Here is a 17,089-nt window from a genome sequence, read left to right as displayed (position 1 = left end):
TACTAAAGTGTGCCCGTCTGGATATGTCCATACAAAATCATCCGCGCCCCAGACCAAGGATCTCAGCTTTTCGGCGAGAGCTTGCGCCGGAGATACCAAGTTTGGCGACGGCGTCACAGCAGAGTAACAAACATCCAAACGAACGCTCATGCCACTCTGCCATGCTGGATTGCTTTTTATCAAGCTGGCCAACTTCTCCGCAGACAAACTGTTTCCATCGGCATCCCGAATTCCGTAAGGATTGCCATGGGCCGCAACAACAAAAACTCCCGGCGGGGGCGTCGTGCTATTCGCGTTTGCGCGATTCTCTACATCTTTCGCCGGAAAAAGAATCAGATCAGCAGCTAGCCCAAAAAAGTCAGTGTTAGCTAGGGGGCCGCCATTGGCATATGCAAAGGTGTTAATCCCCCCAGCCAAGCCGATTGGATCGCTCTGCAGATATCGTCCACTGCTCGCATCGTAGTCACGGTGGTAGTTGTAGTTAAATTTGGTAATCGGATCATGACGTTGCCCCGGGAGCCGCATGTTGAACACGAACGCAGTGCCATCCAAGTCCGGATCCTGATTCGGCGGACTGCCGCCAAAGGCTTCGCTCTTTGCGTCCCACGCCCAAACAGCAACATTACGAGCCGGATCGATGACAGCCCGCGGCGTGCCCAAATGGTCCGGCTGGACATAAGCCAGCGTCTGACCCGCGCCACCGCCAATCACCAAGCCCACCGGGGCATTGCCGAACCAAATAGCCTGCTGCTTGGCCGCGCCCGTGGTGTCGTAGTCGCCTATCCAGTTGCCGCCCTCATCGTACAAAGTGTAGGTATCGATGGTGCTCGTCGTGGCGCCGGTCGTGGCGACGCGCTCGCCGCGGGTGTTGTAGCGATAACTCGCCCTGATGACTCCGGCCTGCTTGAACTGGCTCAATCGATCGCCCGGGCTGTAAACAAACTCCTTCGCAGTGCCGCCGATGCTGGTCGTGTTACCGGCCGCGTCGTAGCCGCGCGCCACGCCGGCCACGTCGGTCAAGCGATGGGTTCCGGCGCTGTTGTACCCGTAGGCTTGCAAGCCACCACCGTCCGTCAGACTTTTCCGGTTCCCGGTCTTGTCGTAGGTGTAGGTTTCCAGCGGGTTAGCGTTGGGGTCTTGGGTGACGGTCAAGCGGCCCAGCGTGTCGTAGGCGTACTTCGCCTGAAAAGTACTTTGCAGACCATCCTTCAACTCCGTCAACTCGCCAACGCTGTTGTAGCCGTAGCCGAGCGACAAGCCGCCACTGGCGCTGTCCAGAATGGTCTTGGGGCGGTAGTCCAGATCGTACGTGCGGGCCAGCGTCCGGCCGTTGCCGTAGGTCCACCCTTTCACCGGACCAAACGGCTCGTAGGTCGCGTTATTCAGCAGCACCGTGCGGCTGCCACCATTCGGACGAACGCCGACTTCGGTGATTCGCGCCTGCGAATCGCGGACGTAGTCCACGGTGGTGCCGTCGGGATAGGTCAGGCTGTCGAGGTTTCCCGCAAGGGTATAGGCATAGCTCAGGGTGAAACTCTTGCCCGCAACGATCTGCACCTTGCGCACAACTTGGCCGAAACGGTCGTAGCAATACTTCAGCTCATTGCCTTCGGTCCGGGACGCAGTAAGCCGTCCCATCGCAAAACCCTGGCCCGCGGTGCATTCGGTGTTGACGGTGTCGTAATCGTATTCGACATCCGCCGGACCCGCGGCCGTGTAGAAAACCGCCTTCGGCCGACCGAGCACATCGTAGGTGTAGCGATGCGCCACGGCGTCATTGGCATCCTTCTTCGTCGCCAACAGACCCGCGCTGTTGTAGGTGAAGTCGGTGACGCCCGTGTCCGGGCTCGTCAGCTTGGTCCGATCCCCGTAGCCGTTGTAAGCGTAGACCGTGTTGAGCGCGTTGGGATCGGTGACCTGGGTGATCTGATCGAATGCGTTGTATTTGAACTTGGTTTCAGCGGCCAAACCACCGGCCCCGGCATCCTGCACGCTGATGCTCAACCGGTTGAGAGGGTCAGCAGTCCGGGTGCTGCTGCGCAGCAAGGCGTCGGTGACCTGATCGGGGTTGCCATTGGCATCGTAGTGGAAGCCGGTGGCGTTCTGCGATGCATCCTTAAGTGCTTCCAGCTGCCCCAGCGTATTGAACACGCGCGACAGGGTTTGCCGAAGCGTTCCGCCAGCGGTCTTGGTGTCTTCCTGCTTGCGGTTGCCGGCCAGGTCGAGCGTGTAATGAATCGTGTTGCCTGCGTTGTCGAAGACGTCGGTCAAGCGGTGGGCCGCATCGTAGGTGTAGCGGGTGTAGACGCCGTCGGGCAGAGTCACCTTCTTAACCAGACCGGTGGGCTCGTGCTCGACTCGGGTGATGCGGTCGTCGGTCTCCACCGCGTTGTTGGCCCCACGCACCTTCGTGGCCGTCAGCCAGCCGCGCGCGTTGTATTCGTAATCGGTGACCACGCCGTTGGGATCGAGCACGGACAACGGTCGACCTTGCGGATCGTAGCCCAGCACCTGCGTTGCACGGCCGAGCGCGTCGATCGTCTTATGCACGTCACCCTTGCGGTAGGTGCATAGTTCCGGCGTGGTGGCGCAGGTGCTGTCGTCGCTGCCGTAATACTCAAACGTCGTGATGTCGCTGACATCGGTTCGCGGACCGTCCACCGACTTCAGCAGACCCAAGGTCGGGCAGGTGCTGTTGGGTGCCGACACATCCCCGGACTCGCAGTAGGCGTAGGTGGTGGTGCGGACATCGTTGGTGGTGGTGTCGCGCACGGCCACGGTAATCGGCTGCAGCCTGGCGTTGCGGGTGATGCGGGTTTCGCGGTTCGCAACCACCGTCATCAGCACCCGATTGCTGGCGATATCGGTACGCGTCTGGCTGGTGCGCTCCTCATCCAGCCCTACCGCCTCTGTGACCGCGTGGATGCGCGCCGGCTGGCCCGTCACGGCGTCGTTCGCTTCGGTGTAGCTGTGATTGGTGTTTACATTGCGCCGGTCCTCGACCGTGCTCAAGCGACGCCGGAAATCAGAGCCCGCGTCCAGATACGTGCGGGTGACGCTTCCGCGCGTATCGGTGAACGTGGTGGGCTTGCGCGACAGACCGTCATTTCCAGCCGGCNNAGGTCAAGGTTACGGAGTCCGCGCCGCCGGCATGCGTGCTCGACACCACCCGCGCTTTGTCGTCGTAAACGAAGGTGCTGTAGCGCAGTCCATCCTCGCGGGTCACGCCAGTCAGGAAGCGCGGAAAGCGCGTGTCCTCGTAATGGTAGGTGCGGATTCCACCGCCTGCGTAGGTGACGGTTTCGACTTGGCCGCCGGCGGTGTAGGTGTAGCTGGCGAGCGCAACACCGGCAGAGCGGATCGCCATGATGGGCGCGTTGTCCCCTCCCGCGGTGTACTCAAACCCCAAGTTTCGACCGCTGCTGTGGGTGATCGCCGTCAAGCGACGCGACGCGTCGTACGTGTAGACCAACGAGGTGCCATCTTCGAACCGCTGCTCAGACAGGCGTCCTTTGGCGTTGAAGCGCAGCACCCGGTCCGGTTGGTATAACAGCCAGTCCGTGCCGTCTGCGACAACCCGGTCGCCGCTGCCGTCGTCGGCCTCATAGGCTGAACCAACGGCGGTGAACGAGATTTGCGACCCGTCGGCTTCGACCAACCCCATTTGCAGGGTTTGGTTCGGGTCCATGGGGTCGGTGCCCATGGCCAACTGGATGTTGTGCGAATGGGTCCAGCCGTCGCCGAAACCACTTCGCCCGGCCGAGGCCATCGAGTGGTAATGCCGATCGAACGCGATCCAGCCCAGATCGAAATCAGGCGCCGGCTCGGACTTGTCGCCGGTGGTGGGATCGCACGGGTTGCCGACCGGACACTCGTTCTTGGGCAGGGGCGCGGTTTCGTAACTGATCTGGAACTGCGGTCCGCCGCAAGCTTGCAGATCCGCCCGCCAGTCCAACAAGGCGTCGTTCGGGCAAGCGACGTTGCGCGCACGCTCCAAGGAACCGCCTACGTTGACAGTGTCGCATTGACTTCCGGTCCAGGCCGATCGCGTGCCGGTGTACTCACCGAACCCTAATGTGGAGGTCTGGCCATCCTGCCAGGGATTTTGCTCGCTCCAGTCCGGATCGATCTGGATCGTGGTGGCGGCCGGACACCCATCGTTGACGCTCTCCTGGTTAATGCGCTGGATGAGTTGCGCCTTGAGCGCTTCGATCGAACCGACCTCGGGACCAGCAGAACTANCGGCAGTGGCTCGAAATCGTAGTTGTAGACCGCTTTGTTGCCGAAGACGACGTTGCCGGTGACGAGCAGCTTGGCTGCCGATCCACCAGGAAAGTTGGAGAAGAAGCTCTTGATTTCTTGCTGGATTCCCGCCTCGGTAAGCTGAGGCTCGGCCGGAATGGCGTTGCTGATCCAGAGTTTTCCGGCCTCTTGGGCATGGGCGCTCGTGCACAGCGCCGCGCCAATAGAGAGCGCCAACACGGCTACGAGGGGGCGCCGGTCGAGCCCGGCAGATGGAACTCCATTTCTTCTAGACATTGTCGATCTCCTTGGGGGGCAATCAGGTGCCCGTCGACAGAAGCCGCCGCGGCCATCATGGCGCGCGGAAACGTCCGTTTCCTATGAAACATCTGCATCTTTCGTGGGGAAGTTGCCGGCACGTCCTTTGCGGCTTGGGGGAGTCAATCCTGAGCGTCCAGCATCTCAGCGTCGGCGACATGAAACACCGGCTTGGTCAATGGAGACCATGCCAACTGGCCAACGACCAGTGGTCAACGCTGTGCGCACAAATAAAACACGAAGAGCGCAGTACGGTCGAGTCCTTCGCTTACTTAGGTTGAGGATAGTGACGCTCGTGTTCTTATTTATTACCGCTGCGGTTCATTCGGTCACGATCTGGCGATGGGATCCAGCGTGGCCAAGCAGGCGACGCCGCCTTCAATCGAAACTGTGAAGCGGCGCCGAGGTTCTGGGTCGAAAACTTAGTGGAAGTGCCGGCTGCCGCGGCACCCGTGGATCCAACTCGCCGCGATCTGGACCTAGACCCAGCCCCGTCACCAGAGACACCGGCGTCAATCCCCAGCCGCTCCCGATAAGCAGCACCCAACCTGCGAGCTCTTGAACATTTGGAACGGTGACCGTTTGAGTCCCGGTTGCACGTAGTCTTTCGACATCGGCCCGACAGCCGTTTCCCGCGCTGCGGCAGCCTCGAGGTTTTATGCCTGTGCTTTCCATCCGCTGTCTGTTGCTCCTCGCCCTGCTGCCGCTTGCCGCCTGCGAGCGACATACGTCAACCGAAGCCCCCCCACCTGCTGCCCAGGTCGCCGAGTCCGCCACCACGCCCGCACCACCGCCCGCCCCGGCGGAGCTGCCCGCCTCCTGGCCCACGGGCGACGCGGTCACCCTCGCCTTGGCGCCCGATTCCGGCGCGACCTCGCTGACCAAGGCGCTCCACGAGGGCGGCGACGTCGTGTTGGAGCAAATCTGGCCGGACGGCACGCGGGAGCGCTGGTGGCATGCCACCGACGGGTCTACGCGGTATATCGGCAGAAACGGCACCGAACGGCTGGAGGCAGCCCCGTGAGGCGCATCGCCGCCGCGCTGATCGCGGCCGCCGCAGTGCTTCCGGCTTCCGCACAGGTCGACTGTGGGGAGCCGCTCACTGGCCAAGACGCGAAATTTGGAATCGATTACGCCCGCAATGTGACCTTACCCCTTGTCGAGCACAACGCTGGAGGACTCGGGCCGGTGCTCTGGGCCTACATTGCGGGCCAAGCGCGTGGCGAAAGTTTGGGCAACATGCGCGATGAGCAAATGGACTTCACACCGAAGCCCAACCTCAACCTCTGGAATGTCCAAACCGACGCGACACCCAGTTGCCGATCCGACACGGAGGTCGTGTGTCCGGACGCGATGAAAAGCCTTCCACCCATTCCCCGGAAGCCCATCGCTTACAACGGCTGTTTCACCAACAGTGCCGGCGAGCCGATGAAGTGGACGGTAGTCTGTTTTCCTAAGTACCCCAGCGTCCAGAAGGCGGCCGACGGCTACCTGCTTCCGTTCAAGAACTACACCAAGACACTCCAACAGTTGGGCAAAGGCAACCCAACGCCTGAAGAGTTCTTCTCTGCGCTGAAAGGGACTAGGTGGGCCGACTCGGCCGACAAGCCGAACTACCGCACCGACACCTTGGATGCCATCCGCCAAGTTCTCCGAGGGCTGGCCACCGTTCGCAACGCAGATAAAGCGGCGTTGGACGATGCGTCCAAGCAGATCGACGCCTGGTGCGCTCAGCCCGGCCAAGGGAACGCGGCCGAACGCGCGGCCCTGAGCGCCAAGCAGGGCTCGTTGATGAAATCACTGTCCACTCTAGGCAGCGTGTGCACTGCACCTACCGGCGCCGCCCCGCCGACGGCCAACAGCGCCATCGATACCTGCCGCATGCAGCCCGACCCACCCCCGGCAGAGCCCCCGGGTCCTGCCGGGCACGGCGGTGCCAGCGGCCAAGGGCCTACCGACCGCGATCGCTCGGGTGGCTCTGACCACCGCCCCTCCGGCTACGCCACCGGCACGGGCGAGCCGCACTACCGGCTTCCCGGCGGCCAGACCTTGACCACCCAGCGCGCCGGGGAGTTCTGGCTGCTCGACGCGCCCGACCGGACCCGTATCCAGGTGCGGCAGATCCCGTGGGGCCAGAGCCGGCAGGTGGCCGCGATCGGGGCGATCGCTGCTCAAGTCGGCATCCACCGCGTGGGGGTCTACGCGGACGGACGCGTGATGGTCGATGGAAAGGCGCTGCATTGGGCCGGCAAGTTTCACCAGCAAGCCTTGGGCGCCGAGGCCGTGGTCGGCGTCTGGGGAGCGAGCGAACGCCCGTCCCAAGTGGCCGTCATATGGCGCAACGGGCGGACCCTGCGGGTGCATTTGCGCAGCAGTTGGCTGGACATGGAGACGACCTGGACGCGGGGCACGGCCGTCGCAAACGACAAGGGTCTCATCGGCCAGGCGTCCAGCACCGTGGCCGGCGCGCTCATCGGCCGGGATGGTCGACCCGGAAGCCTGGCAAACCCGGACCAAGCAGACGCGTTCGTCGCCAGTTGGCGCATCCAGGCCAAGGAGAGCCTCTTCGACTACCAACAGGGCGAGTCGCCGGCGACGTTCGACCTGCGAGGATTTCCGGAAAAGCCGGCCAAGCCGACCCCGGAGGCGCTGGAAACGGCGCATGCAGCCTGCGCTGCCGCCGGGGTTCCCGCCGATCGCCTGAACGCCTGCGCATTCGACTTGGCCGTGTCCGGCTCGACGGAGTTCCTGGTGTCGCATCTGCCCGCTCTGAGGGCCTCGCCGACGCCTTCGGAGCCGAAGTCTGCGCCGTTGGGTGCATACCCTGCCCTCTTCACGCCCGACATCGCCAACCCCGTCCAGACCCTACCCAACGGTCAGCGCTTCGATGTCCGCATTGGCGCACGCGAGCAGCGTACCTACCGCATCGACGCGAGCCGCGGCGATCCGCCGGTGTTCTTGAACGTCATCTCCAACAACCTCTCGTGCGTCGCGGAGGAGGTGGACGGTTCGAAGCCGGCTTACCAGCTCTTTGATGCCCGAGGGCGGGCCATCTCCAATGCTAAGCCAACGTGTGCCGACTTGTTCACCGGGGACGTCAAGGAAGGCGACTATTACCTGGTTATCAAGGGAGCCAATGGTGGCGATGCGGCGGAGGTAAGTTTGGAAGCTTGGGCGAACTGACCCGAGAGTCTTCGACGAGCATTTTTTCCCAACAGCCCGTGCGGGAAAGTCCCGTGGTCCATCAACATTCGCATCGAGCGGTAAGCATGGGCGCCGGCGGTTAAGTGGGACTAATAGGCAAAAGAAAGGCCCCGTTGCCGGGGCCAGAGAGTGCCGGTCACCGGGATCCCCGGGGGATCCGAGTTGCGGCGATCTGGACCCAGGCCCAGCCCGCCACCAGAGGCACCAGCGTCAAGCCCCAGCCGCCCCCGATGAGCAGCACCCAGCCCGCGAGCTCTTGGACACCCGGACCACCGTGGGCGAGCAAATAGACCGCGCAAATCAGCCCACCGATCGTCAGCAGCAGCCCTACCCCCGCGCCCTTCCAGAAAGCCCCCTTGGGAGCTTTGGGCGGTCCGGCGCGATAGTTTTGCAACGCCCAAGCGTGGTATCGGGCGGCTCGGATGTTGAGCATCCAGAGCAGCGCCAGGACACCCCAGATCGCGAGACCGCCGACCAGGTAGATCGGCGCCCGTGCTCCCGCCTCGGGGCTGCCCAAGACAGCGATGGTTCCCGACCCGCCGAGCAGCAGGGTCGCTGGCAGCATGTGGGCGGCGCTCATGGCTGATACGCCTTCCACGCGCCCGTGCTGTCGGAGAACCTAAACCTGCCCTTGAGCGGCCGCGGCACCTGGGTGCCGGCGATGTTGAGCACCAGCTCGCCTTCGACATCGCACAGGTAGCCGTCCACCTCCCGGGCGGGTTCGCAGTTCGACAACTCAAAGCGGCGGACGTCCTCAACCCTGGCGCCGCCGTCGAAGGCGCGGTCGAACTCCGCCACGAACGCGGCTTGGGCGTCCTCGGTCGACGGCCGTCCGCTGCACCCGCCCAGCAACCCCGCTGCGGCCAGCGTGGCCGCCGCCAGCCCTACTCCCTTCCTACCCGTGCCCATGCCCCACTCCGATCACGCGGCCCATCGCCGTCATTTGCGATAATCGCAAATGACATGTTAGTTTAAAACTGGCACGGTTCAGCGGTTCAGCTTCCGTACGCTCTCCGCATGCCGATCAAAGCCCCAGGTTCCATTTTTGGCCGCCGCCTTCGCGCGGCACGGCAAAGCCTGGGTTGGACCCAAGCGCAGTTGGCGGAGAGGTTGGGCTTGACGGAACAGAACACCGGCGCCCCGCGGGTGAGCCGATACGAGACCGGGCTGCATGCGCCCGATGACGACACGGCACGGGAGCTCGCCGAGGCCCTGGGCGTGCCGGTGGCCTACTTCCACGCCACGTCGGACGCGCTGGCCGAAGCCATCCTGATCTTCAATCGGCTGCCTCCGGCGAGGCAGAGGAAGGCGATTGCGGTGTTGAAAGAGCTTGCTGGCTCAGGATTGAAAGGTTGACCAACTAGGGGTAACCCTTTGAGCCATCCTCTCGGGCTTGATGGACCATGTTGAGCGTGCTAGTCGGGCCCTGCCTTTTCCAAATTCTCGGTTGAAGCCTGCGCGTCTCGCGGCTAGAACCAAGCGCGGGGGAGTACTCATTTGCCTGGGAAAGGCGCGGCGTCCGCGCGGATCAGCCTACAAGAAGCCCAGGCGATATCTATAGGCCCCACTTGACAAGCCAAGAACCGGATTTAGGGTGCACTACCTCATTGTCCTGAATCGCCCAATGCTGCGTAAATATCTCGCAGCCATAAACTATGACTTAAGGGGAAGTGGTTATGAGCGTGAAGCGATACGCGGATTAGTACAACAGCGAAGCTGTCCGTCAGATAGTGGAATACGGGCGACCGGTCGCCGAAGTAGCCGAGCGCCTGGACGTGTCGTTCCGCAGCCTGTGCGGCTGGAAGCGCCAGCAAGGCAAAGGCAGCGTGGTTGGTCGCGTTGAACAAGACCAGAACGCGGACGTTCGACGCCTGAAAGCACAACTTCGACGCATGACTGAAGAACGAGACATCCTAAAAAAAGCCGCCGCGTACTTTGCCAAGGGGTAAAGGTGAAGTGCGCCTTCATGAAGCGGCACGCCAACGAATTCGGACTGGCCGCGATGTGTCGCGCGCTGCACGTGCGCCGCGGCGGCTACTACGCATGGCTTCGCGAACCCAACAGCGTTGGTGCGCGCGACGATCAACGCCTGCTCGGCTTGATCAAGCACTGCTGGCTGGAGAGCGGATCGATTTGCGGTCATCGCAAGATCACCAAGGATCTTCGCGAACTGGGTGAAACGTGCAGCAAACACCGCGTTGCGCGTTTGATGAAGCAAGAAGGGCTGCGCGCCATAGTGGGCTATGGCCGGCGTCCGCGGCCTTTGAACGGACCGATCGGCGCGGTGGCAAACAACGTGTTGGCGCGTGCATTCATTGCGGCAGAGCCCAATCGAACTTGGGTAACCGACATCACCTACATCCGCACCTACGAAGGCTTTCTGTACTTAGCCGTCGTGTTGGATTTTTTCTCCCGCCAAGTCGTGGGCTGGGCCACGCGTCCGACGCAGCACACCGATCTGGTGCTGCAAGCTCTATTAGCGGCGGTGTGGCGCCGCAAGCCCGAACCCGGCCTACTCTTGCACTCGGATCAGGGGCAGTCAATTCACGAGCGAAGACTGGCAGAGCCTTTTGAAAACGCACGACATCATGCGCAGCACGAATCTACGCGGAAGCTGTCACGACAATGCGGCAATGGAAAGCCTCTTCCAATCGCTCAAGCGCCGGCGCATCAAGCAGCGAATCTACACCACCCATGTCGATGCCCGAGGTGATGTGTTCGATTACATCGAGATGTTCTACAACTCCAATACGCCGCCACGAAACCACTGGAGGCATATCTCCGGTAGAGTACTAACGGTAGGCGGGACTTTCAGTCCTGTAATTTTTCACAAGGCCCTGAGCAGTTCAGATCGCCCATAATGCATCAACCGAGTAAGACTGACATGTTTCGATATTTCGGCTCCAAGCATTCAAGTGCCACTCAGGTTGCCGAGCTCGCGACGATTGGGTTTTCGGGCACAACCGCCGCCGACGCATTCGGCGGCCTAGGCACGATTGGTGCCGTGCTCAAGGGCCGTGGCTTAAAGGTGACAACCTGTGATGTTCTGATGTTGCCCAATGCGTTCCAGCACGCTCGCATCGTTTGCCAGGAACGTCCTCGCTTCACTCGTCTGCGAAAGATCACGGGCCTGCAGACTAGCGGTGCCATCCTGGAACATCTAAATACCCGCCGGGCCGACCGATCGTGGCTCGTTACTGAGTTCTCCACTCAGCGTCAGTTCTTCACCCGCAGCAATGCCTCGCGCATCGCCGGCGCCTGGAACGCGATCAAGCGCTGGAACGAAGATGATCTCTTGAGTGAGTCCGAGCGTAAGTATTTGCTGGCTTCGTTTCTCAATAGCATGGATCCATGCGCAAACACCGCAGGAACCTACTACGCGCATCTTAAGCATTGGCACCGCAAGGCGCTCAAGCCGTTCCAAATGAAGTGGATTCCGGTGCAAGTGGGGGCAACTGGTGGTCAGGCGCTCGTGGGTGACGCCCTTGATGTCCTCAGAGGGAAGACCTTCGATCTTCTCTATCTCGATCCACCATACAACCGTCGCGACTACTCGCGCTACTATCACCTCCCGGAATCGCTCGCATCGCTCAAGCAGCCCGACACAAACCCGAACAGAGCATCGGGTGTGCCGATTCAAATGCTCGATGCATCTTCGCTGATTCGTAGGTCCGTCGAAGCGAACTACCTACAGGAGCTTATACACTCCGTACATTGGAAGCGGCTCGTCGTGCAGTATTGCGAGGGGTCGGAAATTCCGATGTCCGAACTGCGAAATATGCTAAACAAAGCTGGCAAGCTTCAGGAGTACGTGCTTCCAGCTCTGGGCTATACCACCACAGCCCAAGCGCGCCAGCATCAACATCACATCTTCATCATCGACAAAGCGCCAGGCAGTTTTATCGCCGGCAAAACCATCACCCAAGCAGTCTAGGTGTATGTTTCAGGAGGTTGCTCACCTATGACTTGGGAACGCTGATCTCGAAAAACGTTACTTTTATCCAGCGAGGGGAACAACATGCACCATTGTGCCCGCCCGACCCCAAGACTCAAGAGGTTTTGATTCAGCGTATGCGAGCCGGCCGGCGCGTGACGCGGGTCGCGCAGGCGTTGGGGACGTCGGAGACAACGGTCCGCAAGTGGTGGCGGCGCCAAGCGAACGAAGGTTAGTGGGATCGCAGCAGCCGGCCGCGATTGCCGCCAGCCGGACGTCGACCGAGTTGGGCGCCCAGGTAGAGATGCTGCGTCGCCAGCGCCACAATGATCACCGGATTGATCGTCAGTTCGGGTTGTCGGCGGCCATGGTGTCGCCGGCGCTACCGCAGGTCGAGTTCAGCCGCTGACGCGAACTTGAACTGCAGACGCCGGCACAGCGGTACGATTATGCCGTGCCGGGTGAGTGATTCATCTGGGTATTAAGAAGCTGGGGCGGATCGGCTCACCGTGCTATTGCGTTACGGGCAACGGGTCACACCGTCTCCGGGGCCTCGGCCGGGATTTTGGTTGATATGACCATCGACGATCACTCATGCGTGGCCACTACCACCATCGCAGTCGATGAATGTTACGAAACAGCCGCCGCGATCCTGCACCGGTTTGTGCCGGACTACAGTGCCGTGGCCTCGCCGTCCACTGGCTGTTGGCCGTCAACGGACGCCGTGCTTACCTGTCTTCGCCGATGCCTGCCAAGCCTTGAGGCTAAAAATACATCCGGACACACCACATACCAATCGCAAGTCCGACCGTTTCATCCCGGCCGGCCTGCACAGGCAGGCCTACGCGACCAGCTTCGATATCTCGGATTAGCGCCAGGACGGATTGGACCGTTGGCTTCACCACTTCAACTTGCATTAACCCCACACCGCCACATGCGGCATAGCCCCGGCCTATCGGCTTGGACTGAACCAAAACAACATTGAACTTCGTGGTCCGCTAGGCACCGGCGCTTTACCGCGCGCACTACGGCGGGTACGCATTTTGGCTCCGCCTGAGGTAGCATAGCCCTACTATCCTTGTAGCGCTTCGTCCATACGACCCGTAGGAATCTCCACCGACTTCGAGAATATGTTTCCAACGTCGACTGGTCAACCTGTCCCTCTACCGGATGCACTCGCGGATCTCTCAGAGATGGAGCCTTTCGCGCTGCTCAAGCTCATTGTCTTGGACCTCGACGGCACGCTGATTAGCCATACTGACGATTCGCCCGAGACCGAAATCTGGAAACGCCGAGTCAGTCTCTTTGCTAGCCTGAACTACTACCGTGTTCCACTGACCGTTGCCACGGGCCGCGCATACGCTGGAGCTCGCCGCTTGGCGCAGATCGTCTCACCGCAAAAATCTACGCCTTTCATTCTTTATAATGGGAGCGCCGTCATTTCCGGCGACGGAGCGTTGCTTGCACATACCGCGATCACAGGGGCTTCTATCCGGAGCTTGTGCGACACCGTGCAGCACACTGGTGGGAGCGCACTAACCTACTGGCTGCGAGCTGATTTCTCAGGTCAACTCGAAGATGAGTGGCCGGTGTTCATCGGACACGGCCAAGCTCCTGAGCGAGAATTCAATAGCTTGACTGTAGTCACGGCCGATCAGGTTCCGCTTGGCGCCAGTTGCGTCGCCGCCCTGCTCTGGGCAGAAAATAACGAAGTTAGGAAGCGCCTTCACGACGCCGTGAGACGGATCGAGGGCCTATCTGTCACCGCGAGCGGCTCCAAGTTTATCGAAGTGCGGCCAGTTGGCTCGACCAAGGCTGCTGCGCTCGCCGCACTTTTGCGCAGCTTGCAGATCGAGCCCTCGAGAGTAATGGCGATTGGAGACAATGATAACGATGTCGAGCTGCTAGACGCGGTCGGCGTTAGCGTTTGTGTGTCGAATGCGTCTCCAAGCGCACAAGCAGTGAGTCGCTTCAAAACCACGTATCCGTCGTCGCAAGGGGCGATCGAAGCTCTAGATTTAGTCACACGAGCGAGAAGACTTTGGACAGGGAGGCATTCGGAATATGGAAGCTAACTCAAGCCGTGAGATAAACGAGTTGGACACGCTAATCAGCGAGGCAAGCACTCTCATACTCTCGCCAAAGGAAGTCACGCTGCGGCTCAACTCACTGGCAGAAAATTTATTCGCAAAACGGCTACTAGTCGAGGTCGAGCATCACGGGCAGAGGTACCAATGGGGCTGCCTCGACGAACAGGGCCCCCAGACGGTCCTGCGCAAAGGCGCGTTAAGCACTGCCGTCGGCTTCGAGGTCCGAGGCGATCGCTATCCTGTGACAGAACATGAGCAGTCGTTTTTAACGAAGTTTGCAGACTTGGCGAGAGCACTTTGGGGTAATGACGTCCGATCAATGGGGGGGCCAAACTGGAAACCCGAGTCCGTACAGGCCAAGCTCGCTAGGTCTGTAGAACGCGTACGGGCAGGTGATACTACCGTTGCCATCTTGTACGGCGACCTTGATTACTTCAAGGAATTAAATGACCAAGCCGGTCACGAACGGGGTAATGACGCCATCCGCTTGGTCAATCGGGAACTCCATGATCTTTGCCTTCAACATGGGGGCTTGCCGTTTCATCCGAGCGGTGATGAGTACTACCTGATCTTGCCCGATAAAGGGCTTCTGCCCATGATGGAGGCGCTTTTCGAGCTGAGAAGACGCATTAAAGACCATCAGTTTATAGACCAATCTGGTCGGGGCCATAACGTCGATCTTACTCTTGGATTGAATTTCTTCCACGGCCTGATCAGCGTAGAATCACTGGAGGGCGCGTTGGTCAATGCCGAGGAGGCCACCAAGGCTCCAGCCGAAAATCTTACAGGCGAAGTAGGCGCTGAGTTCCACGAGGGGAAGTCAGATGATCAGGCCCAGATAAAGCCTAAGAAAAATAAACGCCGAGGTAAGCTGTCAATCTTCGGAATAAGCGACGTTGAAACAACTCAAATCGCTCCCGATGACTTCGCACAACTCGCTGCGGTTATGGTGAGGCGCAATACTTTGACCTCGCCGGCAGTTTTCAGAGACCCACGCCTCGGCATGGTTCAAAGTGCTGTCTGCAAGTATTATCTTGGGGATAAAAAACAGAGCTTGGACGAGCATCTGCGGGACGTACAAGCGTGGCTTGATCTCGCATTAAGTGAGAAGTTCACCGTCGAAAGCCTCCTAAAGGAGACGGCACCAAAAGCGATACCCAGAATTGGTCTTGCGGCGGCCGTAGCCGGAGGCATTCTTAAAGCGCAGCACAATATCAATCACGAAGCTGCGATCGACATCCGTATCCGTTTCGTGGCGGATGGCAGGCAAGTATCAGTCGTCGATAACACACGAACCGTTTGGGGGGACGATCTTGCAGACGATGCTCCGGGCGTTTATGAAGTAGAAATCGAAGTGCCAGGCTCTGAACGGCCTGCATGTGTACTTGTGGGCATTCAAGTTGGATTTCAGGAGAGCTTGTTTCTTGCAGGCCTGAATAAGCTGCCTAACGAGTTGTTCTCTCAGGTCGTCATCGTCGATGACAGACCGAGTTCTGGGGGCGGTTTACCCGACTTTTGGCAGGCTGCGCTCGCGCAGGTGTGTGAGGTTGCCACCACTGGCCCGGATTTGATCTATGTATTCGCTTGGGGCGCGGCGCGCAACAGCGAGACAGTGAGTCGACTGCAAGGTATGAAGCCTTGGTCTGAGGATGAGATTGCTCGCCTAGCTAACGTCCCTTCCAGTAAGGTGCGTGGACTGCAGCCGCAACTGAAAACTAACACAATCCTCTTCGACGACGCCAAATCCGTCGTGAATGAACTCTATAAAATTGCCCCGGTAGTAAGCGCGCCACCGAAGCCAAAATCGCCCGAGAAACAGTTGGAGAATGAGCCGCTCGCAAGAGAGATGCTGAAACTGGGACCATTGCAAGCCACTGATGGCTTGCGATGCCGGTCTGCCTCTCAGGCCTACCCAATCATCATTGACACGCTGCGCAAGGCGGTGACTCGAGATTCTACGGATGATGCGCGCCAGCCGCTTCGAGAGCTTGTCGCCTTCAAACTCACGCTCGAGACGCCAAATGCGCCTGCGGTGCCTGGCTACTTGCGAGAGCAAGAAGACGACATGAATCGCTACGCACAAGACGTACTTCTGAGCGAGGGCGGCCTGATCAACAGGGGTCTAGCATCGAACAATCAGTTGATTGCATTCAAGAAAGAGTTGCTCGCGTGCTTTTCGGGCGAAGGCCCTAGATCGACACGACGGGCGTGCTTGGTCGTACCTCATTTTCCGGCCGCCGATGGGAATCCGTCTCCAGCAGGATTGGTATCTGTCTGGGCCTCCCCGCGAATTAATAGTTCGTCAGTCGAGAAGACCGTCGACTGGGTTTTTGTCTGGCGCACCGTCGAGGCTTTTATTGGGCTCCCTTACAGCCTCTATGGTTCAACCGCATTAGCAAAATCTCTTCTGGAACAAATTAACCATGAACAACCTGGTACGGAAGCGACGCCGTTCCGCTTGGGTGAGTTGACGTACATCGCACTTAGCCTACACATGCGATCAGACGGCGTGCATCATCGAATTGCTAAACGCATAGTGGACGAATCAAGTGAGTAAGCCTAGTCGCTTGGTCTTGTCCCCATCGGATAGCTTGATCGAAGCACTGTTGACAGATCGTAGGGCGGCGCTTGTGTACCTGGCAGACGACGTCTGCATCCTCGAAAGTGCGGATCGCACGCTTTTGGAAAGCTCACAAGGGAATGGCCGAAAGTGGACGCGCATATTCGAGGAGTATCACCTTGTCAACGCCGATAATGACAAAGCACAAGGAGTCGTGGTCAGCGCATTCTTCGACTGGCTTACGGATCGGTACAGCAATGAGATCGAAACCACTAGAAACCTGGCTTGCTACGAGTATCTATACGGCTTCGCGAACCAGTTCCGAGAAGTCCCGACCCCAACCGCCGTACTAGATGTAGGTTGCGGGCCAGGCACTATCCTTCGCTCGGACGTGGCTCACACAGCACAAGTTCTCGTCGGCTACGACATCAGCGATATTGCCGCTAAAGCGGCGATTTCTGCTGGTATGACGGTGATGTCGCGAGATGAGTTCGTTTCAGGATCCGCGCGGTTCGATGTCGCGTTAAGTGCCTACACGATGCATTACACATGCGACCTCGCCGAGACTCTGGCAGGCGTACAGTGTAACCTAAAGCCTGGCGGTGTCTGGGCTCTCAACTTTCATAAAGGCATCGGCCTAGCCGCTTTTTTCGCATGCTTGCGGTCCAGCGCGCTTGAGCTTGCGGGACAATTCAGTCATTCTTCCTTCGGCCCGATCGTGGCTGTAAAAATGGGCTGAAC

At 59.9% G+C, this 17,089-nt stretch carries 11 protein-coding genes and 1 pseudogene; 9 read left to right on the top strand and 3 right to left on the bottom strand.

Going from position 1 to position 17,089, the window contains the following annotated elements; translation table 11 throughout:
- Positions 1–4,242 precede the first annotated feature (4,242 nt).
- A partial coding sequence (locus tag ASD86_RS27670; protein ID WP_235567666.1) for a hypothetical protein occupies positions 4,243–4,539 on the bottom strand: 297 nt, incomplete at its 3' end.
- 679 nt (positions 4,540–5,218) lie between these two features.
- On the opposite strand from ASD86_RS27670, the gene ASD86_RS04595 reads away from it, so the two are divergent.
- Complete coding sequence (locus ASD86_RS04595) at positions 5,219–5,584, top strand: hypothetical protein (RefSeq protein ID WP_056107479.1); 366 nt, start codon at positions 5,219–5,221, stop codon at positions 5,582–5,584.
- Positions 5,581–7,743, top strand: coding sequence for a hypothetical protein (locus ASD86_RS04590; RefSeq protein ID WP_056107476.1), 2,163 nt, complete (start codon positions 5,581–5,583; stop codon positions 7,741–7,743). Before ASD86_RS04595 ends, ASD86_RS04590 begins: the two co-directional genes overlap by 4 nt.
- A 157-nt stretch (positions 7,744–7,900) precedes the next feature.
- Here ASD86_RS04590 and ASD86_RS04585 read toward each other — a convergent pair whose 3' ends face one another.
- Both ASD86_RS04585 and ASD86_RS04580 read right to left on the bottom strand, forming a co-directional pair.
- On the bottom strand, positions 7,901–8,344 hold the full coding sequence (locus tag ASD86_RS04585; protein WP_056107473.1) for a hypothetical protein: 444 nt from the start codon (positions 8,342–8,344) through the stop codon (positions 7,901–7,903).
- Positions 8,341–8,673 carry a hypothetical protein gene (locus tag ASD86_RS04580; RefSeq protein ID WP_056107468.1) on the bottom strand — a complete coding sequence of 111 codons (333 nt, stop codon included), beginning with the start codon at positions 8,671–8,673 and terminating at the stop codon, positions 8,341–8,343. The genes ASD86_RS04585 and ASD86_RS04580 overlap by 4 nt, the downstream gene beginning before the upstream one ends.
- A 108-nt stretch (positions 8,674–8,781) precedes the next feature.
- Here ASD86_RS04580 and ASD86_RS04575 point away from each other — a divergent pair, with 108 nt between their 5' ends.
- From ASD86_RS04575 to ASD86_RS04550, 7 genes and pseudogenes are all read left to right on the top strand, one after another.
- Complete coding sequence (locus ASD86_RS04575) at positions 8,782–9,120, top strand: helix-turn-helix transcriptional regulator (RefSeq protein ID WP_056107466.1); 339 nt, start codon at positions 8,782–8,784, stop codon at positions 9,118–9,120.
- A gap of 371 nt (positions 9,121–9,491) precedes the next feature.
- Positions 9,492–10,560 (top strand): annotated as a pseudogene (locus ASD86_RS25745) (IS3 family transposase).
- An 88-nt stretch (positions 10,561–10,648) separates the two neighbouring features.
- Positions 10,649–11,698, top strand: coding sequence for a DNA adenine methylase (locus ASD86_RS04570; RefSeq protein WP_056107463.1), 1,050 nt, complete (start codon positions 10,649–10,651; stop codon positions 11,696–11,698).
- Positions 11,699–11,933: 235 nt separating this feature from the next.
- Entirely contained in the window at positions 11,934–12,107 is a 174-nt protein-coding gene (locus ASD86_RS26395) for a hypothetical protein (protein ID WP_157476141.1), read from the top strand.
- Between the two features lie 784 nt (positions 12,108–12,891).
- The gene (locus ASD86_RS04565; RefSeq protein WP_056107460.1) at positions 12,892–13,773 is read left to right on the top strand and encodes an HAD family hydrolase; all 882 of its coding nucleotides are present in this window, start codon (positions 12,892–12,894) and stop codon (positions 13,771–13,773) included.
- Positions 13,763–16,345: a diguanylate cyclase gene (locus ASD86_RS25740; RefSeq protein ID WP_082578066.1), complete on the top strand. Its 2,583-nt coding sequence runs from the start codon at positions 13,763–13,765 to the stop codon at positions 16,343–16,345. Before ASD86_RS04565 ends, ASD86_RS25740 begins: the two co-directional genes overlap by 11 nt.
- Before the next feature lie 34 nt (positions 16,346–16,379).
- A complete protein-coding gene (locus ASD86_RS04550) occupies positions 16,380–17,087 on the top strand; it encodes a class I SAM-dependent methyltransferase (protein ID WP_162253611.1) in 708 nt (235 codons plus the stop codon).
- Positions 17,088–17,089: the final 2 nt, after the last annotated feature.

It is taken from the genome of Lysobacter sp. Root690 (assembly GCF_001427785.1).
Taxonomy (GTDB): domain Bacteria; phylum Pseudomonadota; class Gammaproteobacteria; order Xanthomonadales; family Xanthomonadaceae; genus Lysobacter.
Note: the sequence above shows the minus strand (reverse complement) of the source record. Positions and strands in the feature narration are given on the sequence as shown.